18 protein-coding genes and 1 pseudogene are annotated in these 22417 nt (G+C 59.4%); 15 read left to right on the top strand and 4 right to left on the bottom strand.

The features are described from left to right. Positions 1-829: ATP-binding cassette domain-containing protein (locus tag Q8M42_RS00975; RefSeq protein WP_305282960.1), on the top strand; the 829-nt coding region annotated here is incomplete at its 5' end. Positions 830-933: 104 nt separating this feature from the next. Here Q8M42_RS00975 and rhtA read toward each other — a convergent pair. The 3 genes from rhtA to Q8M42_RS00960 form a co-directional block, all read right to left on the bottom strand. Next, positions 934-1806: a threonine/homoserine exporter RhtA gene (gene rhtA / locus Q8M42_RS00970; RefSeq protein ID WP_304867805.1), complete on the bottom strand. Its 873-nt coding sequence runs from the start codon at positions 1804-1806 to the stop codon at positions 934-936. Positions 1807-1884: 78 nt separating this feature from the next. Beyond that, positions 1885-2166: a pyrimidine/purine nucleoside phosphorylase gene (locus Q8M42_RS00965; protein WP_269381113.1), complete on the bottom strand. Its 282-nt coding sequence runs from the start codon at positions 2164-2166 to the stop codon at positions 1885-1887. Positions 2167-2338: 172 nt separating this feature from the next. Beyond that, complete coding sequence (locus Q8M42_RS00960; RefSeq protein WP_304867801.1) at positions 2339-2890, bottom strand: exonuclease domain-containing protein; 552 nt, start codon at positions 2888-2890, stop codon at positions 2339-2341. A 218-nt stretch (positions 2891-3108) separates the two neighbouring features. Between Q8M42_RS00960 and Q8M42_RS00955 the strand changes: the two genes are divergently transcribed. The 5 genes and pseudogenes from Q8M42_RS00955 (at position 3109) to Q8M42_RS00935 (ending at position 9181) form a co-directional block, all read left to right on the top strand. Further along, entirely contained in the window at positions 3109-3978 is an 870-nt protein-coding gene (locus Q8M42_RS00955) for an NAD(P)-dependent oxidoreductase (protein WP_304867799.1), read from the top strand. A gap of 104 nt (positions 3979-4082) precedes the next feature. Beyond that, positions 4083-6299, top strand: a complete 2217-nt coding sequence (locus tag Q8M42_RS00950; protein WP_304867797.1) for an EAL domain-containing protein — start codon at positions 4083-4085, stop codon at positions 6297-6299. After that, a complete protein-coding gene (locus tag Q8M42_RS00945; RefSeq protein WP_304867795.1) occupies positions 6299-8194 on the top strand; it encodes a sensor histidine kinase in 1896 nt (631 codons plus the stop codon). Before Q8M42_RS00950 ends, Q8M42_RS00945 begins: the two co-directional genes overlap by 1 nt. 88 nt (positions 8195-8282) lie before the next feature. Further along, complete coding sequence (locus Q8M42_RS00940; RefSeq protein ID WP_304867793.1) at positions 8283-8543, top strand: YkgJ family cysteine cluster protein; 261 nt, start codon at positions 8283-8285, stop codon at positions 8541-8543. A 36-nt stretch (positions 8544-8579) separates the two neighbouring features. Next, positions 8580-9181 (top strand): annotated as a pseudogene (locus Q8M42_RS00935) (START domain-containing protein). Between the two features lie 67 nt (positions 9182-9248). On the opposite strand, the gene gltA reads toward Q8M42_RS00935, so the two are convergent. After that, positions 9249-10523: a citrate synthase gene (gene gltA, locus Q8M42_RS00930; RefSeq protein WP_304867791.1), complete on the bottom strand. Its 1275-nt coding sequence runs from the start codon at positions 10521-10523 to the stop codon at positions 9249-9251. Positions 10524-10884: 361 nt separating this feature from the next. On the opposite strand from gltA, the gene sdhC reads away from it, so the two are divergent. The 9 genes from sdhC to sucD all read left to right on the top strand — a co-directional run bounded on the left by sdhC (position 10885) and on the right by sucD (position 22280). After that, a complete protein-coding gene (sdhC, locus tag Q8M42_RS00925; protein WP_304867789.1) occupies positions 10885-11259 on the top strand; it encodes a succinate dehydrogenase, cytochrome b556 subunit in 375 nt (124 codons plus the stop codon). Next, positions 11253-11621: a succinate dehydrogenase, hydrophobic membrane anchor protein gene (gene sdhD / locus Q8M42_RS00920; protein WP_090242063.1), complete on the top strand. Its 369-nt coding sequence runs from the start codon at positions 11253-11255 to the stop codon at positions 11619-11621. The genes sdhC and sdhD overlap by 7 nt, the downstream gene beginning before the upstream one ends. A 3-nt stretch (positions 11622-11624) precedes the next feature. Further along, positions 11625-13397 carry a succinate dehydrogenase flavoprotein subunit gene (gene sdhA, locus Q8M42_RS00915; protein WP_275962789.1) on the top strand — a complete coding sequence of 591 codons (1773 nt, stop codon included), beginning with the start codon at positions 11625-11627 and terminating at the stop codon, positions 13395-13397. Between the two features lie 26 nt (positions 13398-13423). Further along, a complete protein-coding gene (locus tag Q8M42_RS00910) occupies positions 13424-14131 on the top strand; it encodes a succinate dehydrogenase iron-sulfur subunit (RefSeq protein WP_304867844.1) in 708 nt (235 codons plus the stop codon). A 247-nt stretch (positions 14132-14378) separates the two neighbouring features. Next, on the top strand, positions 14379-17210 hold the full coding sequence (locus Q8M42_RS00905) for a 2-oxoglutarate dehydrogenase E1 component (protein ID WP_304867786.1): 2832 nt from the start codon (positions 14379-14381) through the stop codon (positions 17208-17210). 69 nt (positions 17211-17279) lie between these two features. Continuing rightward, on the top strand, positions 17280-18503 hold the full coding sequence (gene odhB / locus Q8M42_RS00900; protein WP_304867784.1) for a 2-oxoglutarate dehydrogenase complex dihydrolipoyllysine-residue succinyltransferase: 1224 nt from the start codon (positions 17280-17282) through the stop codon (positions 18501-18503). Positions 18504-18568: 65 nt separating this feature from the next. Next, positions 18569-20005, top strand: coding sequence for a dihydrolipoyl dehydrogenase (gene lpdA, locus Q8M42_RS00895; RefSeq protein ID WP_304867783.1), 1437 nt, complete (start codon positions 18569-18571; stop codon positions 20003-20005). 221 nt (positions 20006-20226) lie between these two features. Continuing rightward, complete coding sequence (sucC, locus tag Q8M42_RS00890) at positions 20227-21393, top strand: ADP-forming succinate--CoA ligase subunit beta (protein WP_304867781.1); 1167 nt, start codon at positions 20227-20229, stop codon at positions 21391-21393. Next, on the top strand, positions 21393-22280 hold the full coding sequence (sucD, locus tag Q8M42_RS00885; protein ID WP_304867778.1) for a succinate--CoA ligase subunit alpha: 888 nt from the start codon (positions 21393-21395) through the stop codon (positions 22278-22280). The genes sucC and sucD overlap by 1 nt, the downstream gene beginning before the upstream one ends. Positions 22281-22417 lie beyond the last annotated feature (137 nt).

The following is a 22417-nucleotide window of genomic DNA, read 5'->3' as shown; positions in this document are numbered from 1 at the left end:
CATCGCTGAACTGCTGCAGGCACGCAATGAAATCACTCCGCCGGCTAGTGATGCTTTGCATCTGACCCAGCCGGTGCAGGGCCGCATCGAACTGCAAGGGCTGCGCTTCGCCTATCCGTCGCGCCCCGGCAGCTTTGCCGTGGATGGCATTGATCTGCAGGTCGCGGCAGGGGAAACCCTGGCGCTGGTTGGGCCGTCCGGTGCGGGTAAATCGACGCTGTTTGATCTGCTGCTGCGTTTTTTCGACCCGCAGCAGGGGCGCATCTTGATCGATGGCGTGCCGATCCAGCAGCTTGACCCTCGCGAACTGCGCAGCAGCTTTGCCCTGGTGTCGCAGAACCCGGCGCTGTTCTTTGGCTCGGTGGAAGACAATATCCGCTATGGCAAAACCACAGCGACGCTGGCCGAAGTCGAGGCGGCAGCCAAAGCGGCGCATGCCCACGAATTTATTATGAAACTGCCGGACGGCTACCAGACTCATTTGGGGGATGCCGGACTCGGCCTGTCCGGTGGTCAGCGTCAACGCCTGGCGATTGCCCGCGCGCTGCTGGTGGATGCGCCGATTCTGCTGCTGGATGAAGCGACCAGTGCGCTGGACGCCGAGAGCGAGCATCTGATTCAGCAAGCCTTGCCACCACTGATGGAGGGGCGCACCACCCTGGTGATCGCCCATCGCCTGGCCACGGTAAAAAGCGCTGACCGCATTGCGGTAATCGAGCACGGCAAGCTGGCCGCCATCGGCACACACAGCGAGCTGGTCAACAACAGCCCCCTGTATGCGCGCCTGGCCGAGTTGCAATTTAGCAATGAGGCGGAAGCGGTTAATTGATGCTGTGGGAGGGGCTTTAGCCGCGATCAGGGGCGCTGCGGTTTTGCTTTGTCGCGGCTAAAGCCTCTCCCACCAGACCAGACCAGATCGGGCACGCGCTGGCGCTAAAGCGGCTTAGCTTTCGGTTTGATCGTTGCCGCCGCACCGGCCGAGGCGAGGATGATCGCGCTGATCGCCAGCCATTGGCTGAGGGTCAGGCGCTCGCTAAGGAACAGCAGGCCGGAGAGCGCGGCAATCGCCGGCTCCATGCTCATCAGGATGCTGAACGTGCGCGCGGGCAGGCGGGTGAGGGCGACCATTTCCAGGCTGTAGGGCAGTGCCGAGGACAGTACGGCTACGCCGAGGGCGATGGGCAGCAGGTCGATTGAAAATAGACCACTACCGGCCTGCCACAGGCCAATCGGAAACACCAGCAGGGCCGCGACTATGGTGCCGAGGGCCACGGTCTGCTTGCCGTGTTCGGCGCCGGCTTTTTGCCCGAAAACGATATACAGCGCCCAGCACAGGCCGGCAGCCAGGGCCAGGGCTATGCCCACCGGGTCCAGCGGCATATCGCTTTGTCCGGTGGGCAGCAGCAGCCAGAGGCCGAAAACAGCCAGGGCGATCCAGACGAAATCCAGCAAACGCCGCGACGACAGCAAGGCCAGGCCCAGCGGCCCAGTAAACTCCAGGGCCACGGCGATGCCCAGGGGTATGGTTTTCAGCGAGAGGTAGAACAGCAGGTTCATGCTGCCCAGCGACAGCCCATAGGCCAGTAGCGAGCGGCAGGATTTCAGCGTCAGCTTGGCCTGCCAGGGTCGCATCAGCACGCACAGGATCAACGCGCCGAGGCTTAGGCGCAGTGCGGTGGTGCCGCTGGCGCCGATTTCTGGAAACAGCCCCTTGGCCAGGGACGCGCCGCTCTGGATCGAGGTCATGGCAATCAGCAGCAATATGATCGGCAGGATCACCAGAGAGAATTGCGTTGAGCGCGGCATGGCTGTTCCTTTGAATTATCTATCCGGTAATAAAAAAACCGGCCACGGAGGCCGGCTTTTATGCACCACGGCTAAGGCTTAGCGGTATTCACACAGGTAGGCAGTATCGGCTGCGACCTTTAGTTGAAACTTGCTGTCGGCCGGTACGGTGAATTTGCTGCCGCTGGTGAAGGTTTCCCAGCTGTCGCTGCCTGGCAGTTTCACGGTCAGGGCGCCGGCGACCACGTGCATGATTTCCAGCTGGTTGGTACCGAATTCATACTCGCCTGCAGCCATCACGCCAATGGTGGCCGGGCCTTCAGCCATGCCGAAGGCGATGGATTTGACGGTGCCGTCGAAGTATTCATTGACCTTGAACATCTGCAGTTCCTCGAAAGGGGGGATTGAAAAGGCTGGCTGCCAGGAGTGGCAGGCCATCAAAAAATGGCCGGGAGCCATTTTTAACGTCGTGTAGCGACGGCCCTCGGGGTGGTCGCCAGGGATGGCTGACCATAAAAAAGGCCCGCCAGTATGCCCAAGCGGTTTTTCTTCGTCATCTGCTTTGCACAGGCAAAACCAGCGGCAGCAGCCGGGCGGTATTGCGCGCATCGGTCAGGGCGCGGTGTTGCTGGCCTTGGAACTGCAGGCCGGCCAGATTCAGCGCCATTTTCAGGCCGATCGGGCTAGGCAACTGACGCGCTTCGGCAAAGCGTTTTTTCAGGTTGATATGCGGGATCTGGCTCAGGTAGCTCTCCAGCCCGTGGGCGCGCCACTCCTGCTCGAACTGGCGACGGTCGTAGTCGCCCCAGCTGGCCCAGCCCGCCAGTTGTGCTTGATGGGCCAGCAGCCAGCGTTCGAATTGTGCCCACACCGCACTGAGTGGCGCGGCGGCATCGACATCGGCTTGGCTAATTTGGGTGAGCTGACGACAGAAATGGGTCAAATGCGGGCGCCGGGTGGGCCGCACAAAACGTTGGAAATACTCGATCTCATGGCCGCCAGCGTTGACCAGGCTGGCGCCAATTTCGATGATTTCCATATCTGTGACCGGCCAACCGCCTTCTTCAGTGGTGGCTTCCAGGTCGATTACCAGCCAATGCTGCATAAGCCCTCCTTAGCGTGCAGCGAGTATGGAAGCAGGATCGGCATTGGGTAAAGTCTATTGGTCGGGTGCATCCATACAGTTTTGCCCTATGGCTGTACTGGCGCTGGCCTCATGTGGCGGGCATGCTTGCAGCCGGGTTCGTATCCGCCATGCAACGCGGATATGGGGGTTAAGCAGAAACGCGCGCTGTGGATGGCGCTCGAAGGTAGGAGGTGGATATGGCAAAGCTGGCGTTTATCGGGCTGGGCGTAATGGGTTACCCGATGGCCGGGCATCTGGCGCGCGCCGGGCATCAGGTGTGTGTGTACAACCGCACCGCCGCCAAGGCTGCGCAGTGGGCCGCCGAATACGCCGGCAGCCACGCGCCAACCCCGCGTGAAGCGGCCGTAGGCGCCGAGTTTGTGATGGTCTGCGTGGGCAATGATGATGATTTGCGCGGTGTAGTGCTGGGCGAGCAGGGCGCCTTCGCCGGCATGCAGCCCGGCGCGGTGTTGGTCGACCACACCACCGCCTCGGCGCAGGTCGCCCGTGAACTGGCCGAACAGGCCTCTGCGCGCCAGCTGGGCTTTCTCGATGCGCCGGTATCCGGCGGTCAGGCCGGCGCGCAGAACGGCGCGTTGACCATCATGGTCGGCGGTGAGGCGGCAACTTACGCGAAAGCCGAGCCGATCATTCAGGCTTATGCACGTATGGCCCGACTGATGGGCGAGGCCGGCAGCGGTCAGCTGACCAAGATGGTCAACCAGATCTGCATCGCCGGCCTGGTGCAGGGCTTGTCCGAGGCGCTGCATTTCGCCGAGTGCGCGGGGCTCGACGCGCATGGCGCGATGGAGGTGATCAGCAAGGGGGCGGCGCAGTCCTGGCAGTTGGAGAATCGCCATAAAACCATGCTGGCCGGTGAATTCGAACATGGCTTTGCCGTGGACTGGATGCGCAAGGACCTGTCTATTCTGCTGACTGAGGCCCGTACTAATGGCGCGCAGTTGCCGGTAACCGCGCTGGTCGATCAGTTCTATGCCGATGTGCAGGGCATGGGCGGCGGCCGTTGGGACACGTCCAGCCTGTTTGCCCGCTTGCACAAGCGCTAAACCACTGGCGATTGCCTGGCGCCTGAGAACAGCCGTCTATACTGGGTTCAAAGCCAGGCAGGATTCGGCGCTGTTCTCACTCTTCAGGCATGCGGGCACTGTTCATGGATGATCAAATTGCATTCAGCAACGACGACCTTCCCGGCACTACCAGCCAGCCCGTGTGGCGCGTACTGGCGGTTGATGATGACGCCGACTTTCAGCGCGCCACCGCCTTTGCCCTGAGCGAACTGGAGCTGCTGGGCGGGCGCATTGAGCTGATCCAGGCGTTCAGCTGCCGTGAAGCCTCGATGCTCCTGGCCAAGCACCATGACATCGCCCTGGTGTTGCTCGATGTGGTGATGGAAACCGAAGACGCCGGGTTGCGCCTGATCAAGGCACTGCGCGAGGTGATCGGTAACCGCGAAACCCGCGTTGTGATGCTGACCGGCGAGCCAGGCCTGGCGCCGGCCCATGAAGTGATGCGTGATTACGACATCAATGACTATTGGACCAAGAGTGAACTCAGTGCCGAACGCTTGCTGACGGTGCTCACTGCAGCGGTGCGCGGTTATGCTCAGCTCCGGGCTGTAGCCAGCGCCCGGCGTGGCTTGCAGATGATCGTCGAATCGAGCAATGCGTTGTTCTGCTCAAAAAATACCCGCGAGCTGTCGGCCAAGATTCTGTCGGAAATCACTTCGCTGCTTAATCTGCAGACTGAGGGCATCGTTTGTGTGCGCGCCGATGAAGGGGACGCCACGGCCGAGCCGAATGCGCGGATTGTCAGCGCCAGCGGGCGCTTCTTCGACAGCATCGATGCCAATCTGGACGTGTTGCAGCCGCAGGTCGCAGCGGCGGTGCGCCAATGCCTGCAGGCGCAACAGACCCTGCGCCTGAGCGATTGCACAGTATTGTTCTTTCCGCGCTTTCAGGCCGGTTCAGACTACGCCTGCTACATCGACAGCGCGCGGGCGCTGAATGACACCGAGCTGGAGCTGCTCAAGGTGTTCAGCGCCAGTATCAGCCGTGGCCTGTACAACGTCGCGCTGTTCAGCCGCCTGGAGGAAATGGCCTACCAGGACGACCTGCTGAAGATCCCCAACCGCAATGCGCTGATTCGCATGCTGGAGATGACGCTGAAGTCCGAGGCCAAGGATCAGCGTGTGCTGGTACTGATCGATATCGACAATTTCTCCGGGGCCAACACCGCCTTTGGCACCGGTTATGGCGATTTTATCCTCGGTCTGGTGGCGAAGAAGCTGCGTGATGCCTTTACCCCTGAGGTGCTGATTGCACGGGTACGTGATGACCTGTTTGCCATCCTCGGCCCGCAAACGCAGGTCAATGCCGCAGACGTGGTGGCGCTGTTTCGCCGGCATAAACGCCCCTATGAGCTTGGCCAGGTGCACAGCCTGAGCAGCGTGACCATGCACCTGGCCGACTTTACTGGTAGCGCTAGCGTGGCTCTGCAGGATGCGCTGCTGACCCTGAAACAGGCCAAGCGCCTGGGTCATGACCAGCACGGCGTCTATGATCCGCGCCTACAAGGTGCGCATGCCGAGTCCTACCGCATGCTGTTGGCTTTGCGCGATGCGGTGGAGGCCGGGCAGATCAGCGTCGAGTTGCAGCCGCAGATCGACCTGAAAACCCGCCGCGTCACCGGTGTGGAAGCCCTGGCGCGCTGGCGCAAGGCCGACGGCAAGATGGTCCCGCCGCTGAGTTTTATCCCCCTGGCCGAGGCCACTGGTTACATCCTGCCGCTGGGCGATCTGCTGATGCGCTTGGCCCTGCAGGCAGCGAAACAGCTGGCTGATGCCGGTTATGCGCATATTCGCGTGGCCGTTAACGTCTCCGCGCCGCAGCTGCTGCAGCATGACTTTATCGAACGCTTTAATTCGCACCTGCAGGCGGCCGGGGTGTTGCCTGAACAGATTGAGGTGGAAATTACCGAGTCGGTAGCCATGCGCACCTTTGATACCGTCTGTGAAAAACTGCGGGCGCTGCGCGCCATGGGCGTTGAAGTGGCCATCGACGATTTCGGTACCGGCTTCTCATCGCTCAGCTACTTGCGTTTGCTGCCCGCTGATCGGCTGAAAATCGACCGCAGTTTCGTCCTGGAAATCGGCGAAGTCAGCGACCAGCAGATGATCGCTGAGGCGGTAATCCAGATTGCTGCGCGGGTCGGCATGCAGGTAATTGCCGAGGGTGTGGAGACACAGCAGCAGGCTGACTGGATTCTCGGCCATGGCTGTCGGCAGGCGCAGGGCTATCTGTTTGCCAAGCCAATGGCCTGTGCTGAACTGTTGAACTGGCTGAAGGACTGGCCGGAGCGCTCGGCCTGATGCAGCAATCCTGGCGCGACAGGCTGTTGTCGCAACCGGTCAAGCGCAATCTGTTGCTGCTATTTGTGCCGTGGACGCTGCTGATCCTGCTGCTGATGGCGCTGCTCTACGAGCGCCTGCTGGATGCACGGCTTGAGCCGCTGTTGCGGGGCCAGCAGATCAGCCTGAACGAGGGTGTCGGCGTGCTCAATCGGCACCTGGCGACCTTGCGCGGTAACCTGCAATTTCTTACTCAGCAGCCGTTGTTGGCTGACGTGCTGCAGGACCCCAGTGCGGACAACCGGCGTGCCCTGAGTCAGCTGTTTGTCGAGTTCGCCCGTAGCAGCAGGGTCTATGACCAGATTCGCTGGCTGGATGAGCGTGGCGCTGAGCAGGTGCGGGTCGACTGGCGCGATGGTGAGCCTGTGGCGCGTGATCAGGCGCTATTGCATAACCAGGCTCAGCAATACTACTTCGTGGAAATCATGAACCTGCCTGAGGGCGCGTTTTATCTGTCGCGCTTTGATCTGAATACCGATTCCGGCATCGTCGAACAACCGCTAAAGCCCACTCTGCGCGGTGCCGAGCCGATCTTCGATGGCGAGGGCAAGCGGCGCGGCATTCTGATTCTCAATTACCTGGGGCAAGTGCTGCTGCAGCGTCTGGCCGAGGTATCCAAAAATTATGGCAACAACCTGACCCTGGTCGACCATGAGGGCTACTGGATGCTCGCCGCCGATGCGCAGGATGCCTGGGGCTTTGCCCTGGGTAAGCCTGAGGCGACCCTGGCCAGCCGCTTTCCGGATAGCTGGCGACGGATGCAGGCAGCACGCAATGGCGTGTTTAGCGACCGCGGTGGTTATTGGGCCTTTAATAAATTCGACCCTTACCAGGGCAATGGCAAGGATGTGGCTGCGGGTGAGTACTGGTTACTGGTCTCGCACCTGCCACTGGAGCAGGTCCAGGGCTTACGTGGGCAAGTGTTCTGGCAGGTGTTGTTGTTCGTCTGTGTGATGCTCTCTCTTGGTCTGCTGGTGGTATTGCGCCTGGGGCTGGCGGAGTTCGAGCGTAATCAGGTGCGCGAGGCGTTGGAAGTCAGCAGCCAGGCGTTGCAGCACAGCAATTCTGAGCTGCGTGACACGGTGGAGCAGCTGCAGCGCACGCGCGGCGCCTTGCTCCAGGCGGAAAAACTCTCCTCGTTGGGTACTTTGGTCGCCGGCGTGGCGCATGAGCTGAATACACCGATTGGTGCCGCCAGCATGGCCGCGTCCACCCTCGATAAAGGCAATCAGAGTCTGCAGAAGAGCCTCGGTGAAGGATTGCAGCGTTCCGCGCTGGAGCGCTTTGTGCAGCGCAATGATGAAGGCCTGGCGATCATCCTCAATAGCCTGACGCGCATGGCGCAGCTGACGCGGGCTTTCAAGCAACTGGCCAGCGACCGCGCGAGTACCGAACGGCGCCGTTTTAATCTGGTTGAGTTGGTTGGCGAGGTCATGTTGCTGTTTACCCCCAAGCTCAAGCAGTCAAACCATCGGGTACAGCTGGAGTTACCGCAGAGTCTGATGCTCGACAGCTATCCGGGGCCTTTGGGACAAATTCTGCAGAACCTGATCAACAATGCACTGATTCACGCCTTCGACTCGGGTATGAACGGCGTGGTCACGGTACGGGTTGAGTACGATGAAATGCGCCGTGAGTGCGTGATCGAAGTCAGTGATAACGGCGACGGCATGAGTGATGAGGTGCTGGCGAAGATCTTCGATCCGTTCTTTACCACTCGGCGTGGGCGTGGCGGTACCGGGCTTGGCCTGCATATCACTCATCAGTTGGCGGTGGATATTCTCGGCGCAGAGCTGCAGGTACGCAGCGCGCCAGGGCAGGGCACGCAGTTTCGCCTGCGCCTACCGCTTGCCTGAATCTGCACCTGGCCGGCTGCCAAGCCGCCTGCGCCCACGTAGAATCGTCGGCCCATGACCCGTGCTGTTGCTTTGAGGTTCTTCTGCCATGAATTGTCGTGCCGGCTGCGGTGCCTGCTGCATTGCCCCCTCGATCAGCTCCCCCATCCCTGGTATGCCCGCTGGCAAGCCGGCGGGTGTGCGCTGTGTGCAGCTGGATGCCAATAACTACTGCCTGATCTTTGGCCAGCCTGAGCGGCCGGCGGTATGTTCGGCGTTTCATGCCGCCGAGTATGTGTGCGGCAGCAATACCACAGAGGCCCTGCAGTTGATTGGCTGGCTGGAGCAGAGCACGGCAGTTGCAGTCTGATACTGTGACCCAGGGTTATCTGCTGCCGGAGGCATGATGGTGCGGTTGACAGGGTTGCTCTTGGGGGTTGTCGCGTTGCTGGCAGTGAGCGGGGCGCAGGCGGCGCAATGGCGTCTGGTCAAGGATGAAGCGGGTATTCAGGTCTATTTGCAGCAAATTCCCGGTTCAAGCTTTCAGGCGTTTCGTGGTGTCACCCGTATAGAGCGGATATGCCACGTTTGTTGGCCCTGCAGGATGATGTCAGTGCGGCCTGCGCCTGGATTCATGCCTGCAGCGAGCAGAAACTGCTCAAGCATGATGGCGATCTGAGTTGGGCCTACAGCCGCTTCCACACGCCCTGGCCGGTGCAGCCGCGCGATTCGATCCTGCAGGTGACTACCACGCAGGATGCCGACGGTCGGGTAACCCGCACCTTGCATGGGGTTGCCGACTATTTGCCGCAGCAGCAGGGCTTTGTGCGGGTGAGCAAGGTTGAGGGCTTCTGGAGTCTTACGCCGCGTGAAGGTGAAATCGAGGTGATCTACGAGGTGCATTCTGAACCGGGTGGCAGCGTGCCGGCCTGGTTGGCCAACAGCTTTGTCGTGGATGCACCGTTCAATACCTTGCAGGGGCTGCGTCAGCTGGCTGAACAGCCGTAAAGCTGACCTGTTCAGCGCAATAAAAAAGGCTGCCCGAGGGCAGCCTTTTTGTGCGGCGAGAACTGAATTACTTCTTCATGTCGCGCTGCGGGTAACCGGTGTACAGCTGGCGTGGGCGGCCAATTTTGTACGGGCTGGAGAGCATTTCTTTCCAGTGCGAGATCCAGCCGACGGTCCGCGCCAAGGCGAAGATCACGGTGAACATGCTGGTCGGAATACCGATGGCTTTGAGGATGATGCCCGAGTAGAAGTCGACGTTCGGGTACAGGTTGCGCTCTTTGAAGTACGGGTCGGTCAGGGCGATTTCTTCCAGACGCATGGCCAGTTCCAGCTGCGGATCGTTCTTGATACCCAGCTCTTTCAGTACTTCGTCGCAGGTCTGTTTCATCACGGTGGCGCGTGGGTCGCGGTTTTTGTAAACGCGATGACCGAAGCCCATGAGTTTGAACGGATCGTTCTTGTCCTTGGCCTTGGCGATGAATTTGTCGATGTTGGAAACGTCGCCAATCTCATCCAGCATGCTCAGTACGGCCTCGTTGGCACCGCCGTGCGCCGGGCCCCAAAGGGCGGCGATACCGGCTGCGATACAGGCGAACGGGTTGGCGCCTGAGGAGCCCGCCAGACGTACGGTGGAGGTCGACGCATTCTGCTCATGGTCGGCGTGCAGGATAAAGATCTTATCCATGGCCTTGGCCAGCACCGGGCTGATCGGTTTGATCTCGCACGGAGTGTTGAACATCATGTGCAGGAAGTTTTCCGCGTAGTTCAGGTCGTTACGCGGATACATCATCGGCTGACCCATGGAGTACTTGTAGGTCATGGCGGCGATGGTTGGCATCTTGGCGATCAGGCGCATGGCCGATACTTCGCGGTGATGCGGGTTATTGATGTCCAGCGAGTCGTGGTAGAAGGCCGAGAGGGCACCGACTACGCCGCACATGATGGCCATCGGGTGAGCGTCACGGCGGAAGCCGTTGAAGAAGGTCTTCAGTTGCTCGTGAACCATGGTGTGGTTCTTGATAGTACTGACGAACTTGGCTTTCTCTTCTGCGTTCGGCAATTCGCCGTTCAGCAGCAGGTAGCAGGTTTCCAGGTAATCGGATTGCTCTGCCAACTGTTCGATGGGGTAGCCGCGATGCAGCAGGATGCCCTGGTCGCCGTCGATATAGGTGATCTTCGACTCGCACGAGGCGGTGGACATAAAGCCAGGATCAAATGTGAAACGGCCCGTGGCGGTTAAGCCCCGCACGTCAATTACATCGGGACCAACGGTGCCGGTTAAAATGGGCAGCTCGACGGGGGCTGCGCCCTCGATGATCAACTGCGCTTTTTTGTCAGCCATGTTTGGCCTCCTAGTTATGCTTGAAATCATCTGACTGCCCCCCACGCAGGGCCCGCACCACTATAGTGAGATAAATTCGAATGTCAATTTGCGAAAACCCAGGCGGCAGAAGGGTTTGCGGCTGGTTTTCGGGCTTTTAAAGCGGCTCTTTACGCCATTTATTAGAGGTGTGCAATGCGCTTTTAGGTAGGGGGCTTTGCGTTGTCATTAGTAACCTAACTGTCTATACTCTGCGCCCAGCTACCAAGGGCTTTAGCCTGTCTTTTGGTAGTTGTCACTCCTTGGGTGATGGGTACCTGACCAGTGCACTTCCCGACAACTTTGCCCTGATAGTTAGGGGCTCTCAGTGTGTTAAAAAGCCGTGAATAGCCAAAGACCTGTAAACCTAGACCTTAGGACTATCAAACTCCCAATCACTGCTTACACGTCCATTCTTCACCGTATCTCCGGTGTCATCCTCTTTGTCGGTATCGCCATTCTGCTGTATGGCCTCGACAAGTCGCTGTCGTCCGCAGAGGGCTTTGCCCAGGTGCAGGAATGCTTGACCAGCCCGCTGGCTAAGTTTGTGATTTGGGGTCTGTTGTCCGCTCTGCTGTACCACCTGGTGGCCGGTGTACGCCACTTGATCATGGACATGGGCATCGGTGAGACGCTGGAAGGCGGCAAGCTGGGTTCGAAAATCGTTCTCGTCGTGTCGACGATCGTGATCGTGCTGCTGGGGGTGTGGATATGGTAACCAATGTCACGAACTTCTCGCGTTCGGGTCTGTATGACTGGATGGCGCAGCGTGTGTCTGCTGTCGTCCTCGCGGCTTATGTGCTGTTTCTGCTTGGCTTTATCCTGTGTAACCCGGGTCTGGGTTATGCCGAATGGCAGGCGCTGTTCTCCAATAACGCAATGCGTATCTTCAGCCTGTTGACCCTGGTGGCGCTCAGCGTCCACGCCTGGGTTGGCATGTGGACAATTTCCACCGACTACCTGACGCCAATGGCGCTGGGTAAGTGGGCGACTGCCGTGCGTTTTCTGTTCCAGGCTGCGTGTGGCGTTGCCATGTTCGCGTTCTTCGCCTGGGGCGTGCAGATTTTTTGGGGTAACTGATCCATGACAAGCATTCGCACTCTTTCTTATGACGCCATCATTGTTGGTGGCGGCGGCGCGGGTATGCGCGCTGCACTGCAGTTGGCTCAGGGTGGTCATAAAACCGCAGTAGTGACCAAGGTCTTCCCGACCCGTTCGCACACTGTGTCCGCTCAAGGTGGCATCACCTGCGCCATCGCTTCGGCCGATCCGAACGACGATTGGCGCTGGCACATGTACGACACCGTCAAGGGTTCCGACTATATCGGTGACCAGGACGCGATCGAATACATGTGTTCCGTGGGTCCGGAAGCCGTATTTGAACTGGAACACATGGGGCTGCCGTTCTCCCGTACCGAGCAGGGCCGCATCTATCAGCGTCCGTTCGGTGGCCAGTCCAAAGGCCCGAATAACCCGACTCAGGCTGCGCGTACCTGCGCTGCGGCGGATCGTACCGGTCACGCACTGTTGCACACCCTGTACCAAGCCAACCTCAAGGCTGGCACCTCGTTCCTTAACGAGTGGTACGCGGTCGATCTGGTGAAGAACCAGGACGGCGCCGTAGTTGGCACCATCGCCATCTGCATCGAAACCGGCGAAACCGTTTATATCCGCTCCAAGGCCGTGGTTCTGGCCACTGGCGGTGCCGGTCGTATTTACGCCTCTACCACCAACGCCCTGATCAACACCGGTGACGGCGTGGGCATGGCCCTGCGTGCTGGCGTGCCGGTGCAGGACATCGAGATGTGGCAGTTCCACCCGACCGGTATTGCCGGCGCTGGAGTGCTGGTGACTGAAGGTTGCCGTGGTGAAGGTGGTTACCTGATCAACGCCCATGGCGAGCGTTTCATGGAGCGTTATGCGCCGAACGCCAAAGACTTGGCCGGTCGTGACGTAGTGGCGCGCTCGATGGTTAAAGAAGTACTCGCCGGCAACGGCTGTGGCCCGGACAAGGACCACGTACTGCTCAAGCTCGATCACCTTGGCGAAGACGTGCTGCACAGCCGTCTGCCTGGTATCTGTGAGCTGTCGAAGACTTTCGCTCACGTTGACCCGGTAGTTGCGCCGGTTCCGGTGATTCCGACCTGCCACTACATGATGGGCGGCGTGCCGACCAACATTCACGGTCAGGCCATCACTCAGGATGCCAACGGTAACGATAAGATCATCGAAGGCCTGTTCGCTGTAGGCGAAGTGGCCTGCGTATCGGTACACGGTGCCAACCGTCTGGGCGGCAACTCGCTGCTCGACTTGGTGGTGTTCGGCCGCGCCGCTGGTATTCACCTGGAAAAAGCGCTGAAAGAAGGCGTGGAAGTTCGTGGCGCCAGCGAAACCGACATCGAGCTGTCGCTCAAGCGTCTGGCGGGCGTCAACGAACGCACCACCGGCGAAGATGTCGCGCCGCTGCGTAAAGAGCTGCAAAACTGCATGCAGAATTACTTCGGTGTGTTCCGCACCGGTGAGTACATGCAGAAGGGCATTGCCCAACTGGCCGACCTGCGTGAGCGGATCGCGACTGTCAAAATCGCGGACAAGAGCCAGGCATTCAACACTGCGCGTATCGAAGCATTGGAACTGCAAAACCTTCTCGAAGTGGCGGAAGCCACCGCGATCGCTGCCGAGGTTCGTAAAGAATCCCGTGGTGCTCACGCTCGTGAAGACTTCGAAGAACGTGACGACGAAAACTGGCTGTGCCACTCCCTGTATATCCCAGGTGAAAAGCGCGTGAGCAAGCGTTCGGTCAACTTCTCGCCGAAGACAGTCCCAGCGTTTGAACCCAAGGTCCGGACTTATTAAGGGTGCCTGATATGTCGCAAGCCAATCTGTTGCAAGTAAGCGTTTATCGTTACAACCCGGAAAAAGATGCTGCGCCGTTTATGCAGGATTTCCAGGTCGACACCGGCGGCAAGGACATCATGGTTCTTGACGTACTGGCGCTGATCAAGGAGCAGGACGAGGGTTTCTCCTATCGTCGCTCCTGCCGTGAAGGCGTGTGCGGTTCCGACGGCATGAACATCAATGGCAAGAATGGCCTTGCCTGCATTACGCCGATCTCGGCGGCTGGCCTGAAAGGCGGCAAGCTGGTGGTTCGCCCGCTGCCAGGTCTGCCAGTCATTCGTGACCTGGCTGTTGATATGAGCATCTTCTACAAGCAGTACGAGAAGGTGCAGCCATACCTGCAGAACGATACGCCGGCTCCGGCCATCGAGCGTCTGCAGTCGCCGCAAGAGCGTGAGAAGCTGGACGGTCTGTACGAGTGCATTCTGTGCGCGTGCTGCTCCACCAGCTGCCCATCGTTCTGGTGGAACCCAGACAAGTTCCTCGGCCCAGCTGCGCTGCTGCAGGCTTATCGTTTCCTGGCGGATAGCCGTGATACCCAGACCGAACAGCGTCTGGCGTCGCTGGATGATCCGTTCAGTGTGTTCCGTTGCCGCGGCATCATGAACTGCGTGAACGTTTGCCCTAAGGGTCTCAACCCGACCAAAGCAATCGGCCATGTACGCAACATGTTGCTGCAGAGCGGTACCTGATTCACGGTTGTTTGCTAGACCTGTAACACCTGCGGCGCTGCTTTCAACCCAGCGCCGTAGTTTTAGCCAGGGCTGCTGCTCACAAAGCGGTGGTTCTTAATTTGAAAAATATGACGACCAGCAGGGGCATCCGGGCTGGTGCCCGGACTATCTGCGGGATCCGTAGTGGCTTATCAGTCGCTGCTTCAGGACTGACAGCCATGCGGTTTCTTCGCCGGTGGTGTCCCCTTACCGAGGGTGACCAAGCATGCAAGAAAGCGTGATGCAGCGCATGTGGGACAGTGCCCACCTATCCGGTGGTAACGCTGCCTATGTGGAAGAGCTCTATGAGCTTTACCTGCACGATCCCAACGCTGTGCCAGAAGAGTGGCGCACTTACTTCCAGAAGTTGCCGACTGACGGCAGCGCCGCCACAGACGTATCGCACTCTACGATTCGCGATCATTTCGTCCTGCTCGCTAAAAATCAGCGTCGCGCCCAACCGGTGTCCGCTGGTAGCGTCAGCAGTGAGCACGAGAAGAAGCAAGTCGAAGTGCTGCGCCTGATTCAGGCTTATCGCATGCGCGGCCATCAGGCTGCCCAGCTCGATCCGCTTGGCCTCTGGAAGCGTCCTGTGCCGGCTGATCTGGCAATCAATCACTATGGTCTGACTGATGCCGACCTGGACACCACCTTCCGTACTGGTGGGCTGTTCATTGGCAAGGAAGAGGCTACTCTGCGCGAAATTCGCGATGCGTTGCAGCAGACATATTGCCGCACCATCGGTGCCGAGTTCACCCATATCGTTGATTCCGAGCAGCGCAGCTGGTTCCAGCAGCGTCTGGAAAGCGTCCGTGGTCGTCCACAATTCTCGGTTGAGGTGCAGAGCCACCTGCTCGAGCGTCTGACCGCAGCTGAAGGTCTGGAAAAATACCTGGGTACCAAATACCCGGGCACCAAGCGTTTCGGTCTGGAAGGTGGCGAGAGCCTGATTCCGCTGCTCGATGAAGTGATCCAGCGTTCCGGCTCCTACGGCACCAAGGAAATCGTCATCGGCATGGCCCACCGTGGTCGCCTCAACGTGCTGGTCAACACCTTCGGCAAGAACCCGCGCGACCTGTTTGACGAGTTTGAAGGCAAGAAAACCGAAGGTCTTTCTTCCGGTGACGTGAAATACCACCAGGGTTTCTCCTCCAACGTAATGACCGCTGGCGGCGAAGTACACCTGGCGATGGCGTTCAACCCCTCTCACCTGGAGATCGTTTCTCCGGTGGTCGAAGGTTCGGTACGCGCCCGTCAGGACCGTCGCAACGACGCGATTGGCGAGAAAGTGCTGCCAGTTTCCCTGCACGGTGACGCGGCGTTTGCCGGTCAGGGTGTGGTCATGGAAACCTTCCAGATGTCGCAGACCCGTGGCTTCAAGACGGGCGGCACCATCCACATCGTGATCAACAACCAGGTCGGCTTCACCATCAGCAACCCGCTGGACTCGCGTTCCACCGAGTACTGCACTGATGTGGCGAAGATGATCCAGGCGCCGATCCTGCACGTGAATGGCGATGATCCGGAAGCGGTGCTGTTCGTCACCCAGCTGGCCGTCGATTACCGCATGCAATACAAGCGTGACGTGGTCATCGATCTGGTCTGCTACCGCCGTCGCGGCCACAACGAGGCTGATGAGCCGAGCGGCACTCAGCCGATCATGTATCAGCAAATCAGCAAGCAGCGCACCACCCGTGAGTTGTATGCCGACGCGCTTACTGCGGCGGCGGGCCACTCAGCTGATCAGGTACAGGCCAAGATCGACGACTATCGTACTGCGCTGGATAACGGCCAGCATGTGGTCAAGAGCCTGGTCAAAGAGCCAAACAAGGAATTGTTCGTCGATTGGCGTCCGTACCTGGGTCATGCCTGGACTGCGCGTCACGACACGCGTTTCGAGCTGAAAACCCTGCAGGAACTGTCCAACAAACTGCTGGAAATTCCAGACGGCTTTGTGGTGCAGCGCCAGGTGGCGAAAATTCTCGAAGACCGCCAGAAGATGAGCGCAGGTGCGCTGCCGATCAACTGGGGGTACGCCGAAACCATGGCTTACGCCACCCTGTTGTTCGAAGGCCACCCGATCCGCATGACCGGGCAGGACATCGGTCGCGGTACCTTCTCGCACCGTCACGCGGTGCTGCACAACCAGAAGGACGCCGGCACCCATCTGCCGCTGCAGAACCTTTATCAGGGTCAGCCGCGTTTCGATCTGTACGACTCCTTCCTCTCGGAAGAAGCGGTACTGGCCTTCGAATACGGCTACGCCACCACCCAGCCGCAGTCGCTGGTGATCTGGGAAGCGCAGTTCGGCGACTTCGCCAACGGTGCCCAGGTGGTGTTCGACCAGTTCATTTCCAGTGGCGAGCACAAGTGGGGCCGTCTGTGCGGTCTGACCATGCTGCTGCCGCACGGTTATGAAGGGCAGGGGCCTGAGCACAGCTCGGCGCGTCTGGAGCGTTATCTGCAACTGTGCGCCGAACACAACATGCAGGTTGCCGTACCGACCACACCGGCGCAGATCTACCACTTGCTGCGTCGTCAGGTGATCCGTCCGCTGCGCAAGCCATTGGTCGTATTGACGCCGAAGTCGCTGCTGCGCCACAAATTGGCCATCTCGACCCTGGAAGATCTGGCCGAAGGCTCGTTCCAGACCGTGATTCCAGAGATCGATGCAATCGATCCGAAGAAAGTCGAGCGTCTGATTCTGTGCAGCGGCAAGGTTTACTACGACTTGCTGGAGAAACGCCGCAACGAAGGCCGCGAAGACATCGCCATTGTGCGTATCGAGCAGCTCTATCCGTTCCCGGAAGATGATTTGAACGAGGCTTTGGCTCCGTACAAGCACCTCAAACACATCGTCTGGTGTCAGGAAGAGCCGATGAACCAGGGCGCCTGGTACTGCAGCCAGCATCACATGCGTCGCGTGGCGACAGCGCACAAGAAAGCGCTGTTCCTCGAGTACGCCGGTCGTGATGCCTCTGCCGCACCTGCCTGTGGTTATGCATCGCTGCACGCCGAACAGCAGGAAAAACTCCTGCAAGACGCCTTTACTGTTTAACGCCTTCGCGCAACAGGCGGCCAACTGGGCCGCCTGCTAGAAGAAACCGAATTTAAGGAACCACACACAATGGCTATCGAGATCAAAGCCCCTACTTTCCCGGAATCGGTTGCCGATGGCACCGTTGCCACTTGGCACAAGAAGCCGGGCGATGCGGTCAAGCGCGACGAGCTGATCGTCGACATCGAAACCGACAAAGTAGTGATCGAAGTGCTGGCCGAGGCCGACGGCGTCCTCGCGCAAATCATCAAGAACGAAGGCGACACCGTCCTGTCCAACGAACTGCTCGGCACCTTGGGTGAGGGCGGCGCGGCTGCACCTGCGCCAGCTGTTGCCGCTCAGGCTGCGGCACCTGCTGCCGCTGCGGCCGTTGCCGTAGGCGACGATCAGATCCTGTCCCCAGCTGCACGCAAGATCGCCGAAGAAAACGGCATCGACCCGAACAGCATCGCCGGCACCGGCAAAGGCGGTCGCGTCACCAAGGAAGACGTGGTGGCTGCCGTTGAAGCGAAGAAGAATGCGCCAGCCGCTGCACCTGCCGCCAAACCGGCTGCACCTGCTGCTGCCGCTCCGGTATTCGCCGCTGGCGACCGTACCGAGAAGCGTGTGCCGATGACCCGTCTGCGCGCCAAGATCGCCGAGCGTCTGGTCGAAGCACAGTCCTCCATGGCCATGCTGACCACCTTCAACGAAGTCGACATGACTGAAGTCATGGCGCTGCGTTCGAAGTACAAAGACCTGTTCGAGAAGAGCCACAACGGCGTACGCCTGGGCTTTATGTCGTTCTTCGTCAAGGCCGCCACCGAAGCGCTGAAGCGTTTCCCTGCAGTCAACGCCTCGATCGACGGCAGCGACATCGTCTATCACGGCTTTGCCGACATCGGTGTTGCCGTCTCCAGCGATCGTGGCCTGGTGGTTCCGGTACTGCGTAATGCCGAGCTGATGAGTCTGGCTGAAATCGAAGGTGGTATCGCCACCTTCGGCAAGAAGGCTAAAGACGGCAAGTTGTCGATCGACGATATGACCGGTGGCACCTTCACCATCACCAACGGCGGCACCTTCGGTTCGATGATGTCGACCCCAATCGTCAACCCACCGCAGGCTGCCATCCTCGGCATGCACAACATTCTGCAACGGCCGATGGCGATCAACGGTCAGGTAGTTATCCGTCCGATGATGTACCTGGCGCTGTCTTACGATCACCGTTTGATTGATGGCAAGGAAGCGGTCAGCTTCCTGGTGACCATCAAAAACCTGCTGGAAGACCCGGCGCGCCTGCTGCTCGACATCTAAGCCGCAGCCCTTATCCAACGGCCCTCACGAGGGGCCGTTTGCCTGAATTCGAGAAGGAATGAAGCATGACCCAGAAATTTGACGTGGTAGTCATCGGCGCAGGCCCCGGCGGTTACGTTGCGGCCATCAAGGCGGCCCAGCTTGGTCTGAAGACGGCCTGCATCGAGAAGTACCAGGACAAAGAAGGCAAGATTGCCCTCGGTGGTACCTGCCTGAACGTAGGTTGCATTCCGTCCAAGGCGCTGCTGGACAGCTCCTGGAAGTACCACGAAGCGCTGGAAGGCTTTGCCATCCATGGCATCGAAGCCAAAGGCGTGACCATCGACGTGCCGGCCATGGTCGCGCGCAAGTCGAATATCGTGAAGAACCTGACTGGTGGCGTCAGCACCCTGTTCAAGGCTAACGGTGTGACCCTGCTGGAAGGCCACGGCAAGCTGCTGGCGAACAAGCAGGTTGAAGTCACTGGTTCTGATGGCAAGACGCAGATCGTCGAAGCCGGCAGCGTGATCCTGGCCTCCGGCTCCAAGCCGATTGACATCCCACCGGCTCCAGTTGATCAAGATGTGATCGTCGACTCCACCGGCGCCCTGGAATTCCAGAGCGTACCGAAGAAGCTGGGCGTGATCGGCGCTGGCGTAATCGGTCTGGAACTGGGTTCGGTCTGGGCGCGTCTGGGTGCTGAAGTGACTGTGTTGGAAGCGCTGGACAAGTTCCTTCCGGCTGCCGATGAGCAGATCGCCAAAGAAGCGCTGAAGACCTTCACCAAGCAAGGCCTGAAAATCCGTCTGGGCGCTCGCGTCACTGGTTCGGAAGTGAAGAAGAAGCAGGTGACCGTCAACTTCACCGACGCCGAAGGCGAGCAGAAAATCGTGTTCGACAAGCTGATCGTTGCGGTCGGCCGTCGTCCGGTAACCACCGACCTGTTGGCAGCCGATAGCGGCGTCGACATGGACGAGCGTGGCTTTATCTTCGTTGACGATCAGTGCGCCACCAGCGTACCGGGCGTTTACGCCATCGGTGACGTGGTGCGCGGCGCGATGCTGGCTCACAAAGCTTCGGAAGAGGGCATCATGGTTGCCGAGCGCATCGCCGGCCACAAAGCCCAGATGAACTACGACCTGATCCCATCGGTTATCTACACCCACCCGGAAATCGCATGGGTTGGCAAGACCGAGCAGCAGCTGAAGACCGAAGGCGTTGCCGTTAACGTCGGCACCTTCCCGTTCGCCGCCAGCGGTCGCGCCATGGCGGCCAACGACACCGGCGGTATGGTGAAAGTGATCGCCGATGCCACCACTGACCGTGTTCTCGGTGTACACGTGATTGGCCCAAGCGCTGCCGAACTGGTTCAGCAGGGTGCAATCGGTATGGAATTCGGCACCAGCGCCGAGGATCTGGGGATGATGGTGTTCTCCCACCCGACGTTGTCCGAAGCGCTGCACGAAGCTGCTCTGGCCGTGAATGGCCACGCCATCCACGTCGCCAACCGTAAAAAGCGTTAACAGCAAGCGTTAAGTCGTTGTTTGTTTGAGCGGATGCCTTCACCTGCGTTGTGTACCGGTGAAGGTGCAGCTCAACAGGAAGAACCACGGCCGACTGCCCGCGTACAGCTCAGGTTCTGCGCGGAACGTCAGCCGGATTGCTGCAGAAGCAGTCACAGGTGGTGCGGCATCACAAGTGCAGCACCGTATGCGCAATACCTAAACGAAGACGGTAGACAAGCATGAATCTCCACGAGTATCAGGGTAAGCAGCTGTTCGCTGAATACGGCCTGCCCGTATCCAAGGGCTTCGCGGTAAACACCCCGGAAGAAGCCGCAGCAGCCTGCGAAAAAATCGGTGGCACTGAGTGGGTCGTTAAGGCTCAAGTTCATGCCGGTGGTCGCGGTAAAGCTGGCGGCGTGAAGCTGGTTAAGAGCAAAGAAGACGCCAAGGCCTTTGCTGCCAACTGGCTGGGCAAGCGTCTGGTGACTTATCAGACTGATGCCAATGGTCAGCCGGTCAATCAGATCCTGGTCGAATCCTGCACCGATATCGCCAAGGAACTGTACCTGGGCGCCGTTGTTGATCGTTCGAGCCGTCGTATCGTATTCATGGCCTCCACCGAAGGTGGCGTGGACATCGAGAAGATCGCCCACGACACTCCTGAGAAGATCCTCAAGGCGACCATCGATCCGCTGGTCGGCGCTCAGCCGTTCCAGGGTCGCGAGCTGGCATTCCAGCTGGGCCTGGAAGGTGATCAGATCAAGCAGTTCACCCAGATCTTCATCGGCCTGGCCAAGCTGTTCCAGGACTATGACCTGGCCCTGCTGGAAGTGAACCCGCTGGTGATCAAGGCTGATGGCAACCTGCATTGCCTCGACGCCAAGATCAACATCGACAGCAACGCCATGTACCGTCAGCCGAAGCTGCGTGCCATGCACGATCCGTCCCAGGACGATCCGCGTGAAGCCCACGCTGCCAAGTTCGAACTGAACTACGTTGCCCTGGAAGGCAACATCGGTTGCATGGTCAACGGTGCTGGCCTGGCCATGGGCACCATGGACATCGTCAACCTGCACGGCGGCAAGCCAGCCAACTTCCTCGACGTAGGTGGCGGCGCAACCAAAGAGCGCGTGACCGAAGCCTTCAAGATCATCCTGTCCGACAGCAACGTCGCTGCCGTACTGGTAAACATCTTCGGCGGTATCGTTCGTTGCGACATGATTGCCGAAGGCATCATCGGTGCAGTGAAAGAAGTCGGCGTGAAAATTCCGGTTGTCGTCCGTCTGGAAGGCAACAACGCTGAACTGGGCGCTAAAGTCCTGGCAGAAAGCGGCCTGAACATCATCGCGGCAACCAGCCTGACCGACGCTGCTCAGCAAGTTGTCAAAGCTGCGGAGGGCAAATAATGAGCGTCCTGATTAATAAAGACACCAAGGTTATCTGCCAGGGCTTCACCGGCTCGCAGGGCACTTTCCACTCCGAACAAGCCATCGCTTACGGCACCAAGATGGTTGGCGGCGTGACTCCGGGCAAAGGCGGCACCACTCACCTGAATCTGCCGGTGTTCAATACTGTGCGTGAAGCAGTTGAGCAGACTGGCGCCACTGCCAGCGTGATCTACGTGCCGGCTCCGTTCTGCAAGGACTCGATCCTTGAAGCGGCCATGAGCGGCATCAAGCTGATCGTCTGCATCACTGAAGGCATCGCGACCATCGACATGCTCGAAGCCAAGGTCAAGTGCGACGAGCTGGGCGTGGTCCTGATCGGCCCGAACTGCCCAGGCGTAATCACCCCGGGCGAGTGCAAGATCGGCATCATGCCGGGCCACATCCACTTGCCAGGCAAAGTAGGCATCGTGTCGCGTTCCGGCACCCTGACTTACGAAGCTGTTAAGCAGACCACTGACGCCGGCTTCGGTCAGTCCACCTGCGTCGGCATCGGTGGTGACCCGATCCCAGGCTCCAACTTCATCGACATCCTGAAGCTGTTCCAGGAAGACCCGAAGACCGAAGCGATCGTGATGATCGGTGAGATCGGCGGTTCGGCTGAAGAAGAAGCCGCTGCCTACATCAAGGCTAACGTGACCAAGCCAGTTGTGTCCTACATTGCCGGCGTTACTGCGCCTCCAGGCAAGCGTATGGGCCATGCCGGTGCAATCATCTCCGGCGGCAAGGGTACTGCAGACGAGAAGTTCGCAGCCCTGCAAGACGCGGGTGTGAAAACCGTGCGTTCCCTGGCTGACATCGGTAAGGCCCTGGCCGAGCTGACCGGTTGGGAAGTGAAAAAAGCCTAAGGCTTTTTGAGCTGAGAAAAGGCCACCTTCGGGTGGCCTTTTTTATGGTTCATCGCGCTTTCCCGGGGAAGGCGGCCTTGATTTTCAGGAAGAAGTAGTCCGAGTCCCTGAAGCCATAGGCCATACGCTTGATCACC

Source organism: Pseudomonas sp., from assembly GCF_030684895.1.
Classification (GTDB): Bacteria; Pseudomonadota; Gammaproteobacteria; order Pseudomonadales; family Pseudomonadaceae; genus Aquipseudomonas.
Note: the sequence above shows the minus strand (reverse complement) of the source record. Positions and strands in the feature narration are given on the sequence as shown.

Excerpts from the sequence above, each read along its gene's own strand:
- lpdA (WP_304867783.1), top strand. The coding sequence starts at position 18,569 with ATGACCCAGAAATTTGACGTGGTAGTCATCGGCGCAGGCCCCGGCGGT.
- rhtA (WP_304867805.1), bottom strand. The coding sequence starts at position 1,806 with ATGCCGCGCTCAACGCAATTCTCTCTGGTGATCCTGCCGATCATATTG.
- sdhD (WP_090242063.1), top strand. The coding sequence starts at position 11,253 with ATGGTAACCAATGTCACGAACTTCTCGCGTTCGGGTCTGTATGACTGG.
- Q8M42_RS00960 (WP_304867801.1), bottom strand. The coding sequence starts at position 2,890 with ATGCAGCATTGGCTGGTAATCGACCTGGAAGCCACCACTGAAGAAGGC.
- Q8M42_RS00950 (WP_304867797.1), top strand. The coding sequence starts at position 4,083 with ATGGATGATCAAATTGCATTCAGCAACGACGACCTTCCCGGCACTACC.
- Q8M42_RS00945 (WP_304867795.1), top strand. The coding sequence starts at position 6,299 with ATGCAGCAATCCTGGCGCGACAGGCTGTTGTCGCAACCGGTCAAGCGC.
- sucC (WP_304867781.1), top strand. The coding sequence starts at position 20,227 with ATGAATCTCCACGAGTATCAGGGTAAGCAGCTGTTCGCTGAATACGGC.
- odhB (WP_304867784.1), top strand. The coding sequence starts at position 17,280 with ATGGCTATCGAGATCAAAGCCCCTACTTTCCCGGAATCGGTTGCCGAT.
- gltA (WP_304867791.1), bottom strand. The coding sequence starts at position 10,523 with ATGGCTGACAAAAAAGCGCAGTTGATCATCGAGGGCGCAGCCCCCGTC.
- Q8M42_RS00905 (WP_304867786.1), top strand. The coding sequence starts at position 14,379 with ATGCAAGAAAGCGTGATGCAGCGCATGTGGGACAGTGCCCACCTATCC.
- Q8M42_RS00965 (WP_269381113.1), bottom strand. The coding sequence starts at position 2,166 with ATGTTCAAGGTCAATGAATACTTCGACGGCACCGTCAAATCCATCGCC.
- Q8M42_RS00940 (WP_304867793.1), top strand. The coding sequence starts at position 8,283 with ATGAATTGTCGTGCCGGCTGCGGTGCCTGCTGCATTGCCCCCTCGATC.
- sucD (WP_304867778.1), top strand. The coding sequence starts at position 21,393 with ATGAGCGTCCTGATTAATAAAGACACCAAGGTTATCTGCCAGGGCTTC.
- Q8M42_RS00955 (WP_304867799.1), top strand. The coding sequence starts at position 3,109 with ATGGCAAAGCTGGCGTTTATCGGGCTGGGCGTAATGGGTTACCCGATG.
- sdhA (WP_275962789.1), top strand. The coding sequence starts at position 11,625 with ATGACAAGCATTCGCACTCTTTCTTATGACGCCATCATTGTTGGTGGC.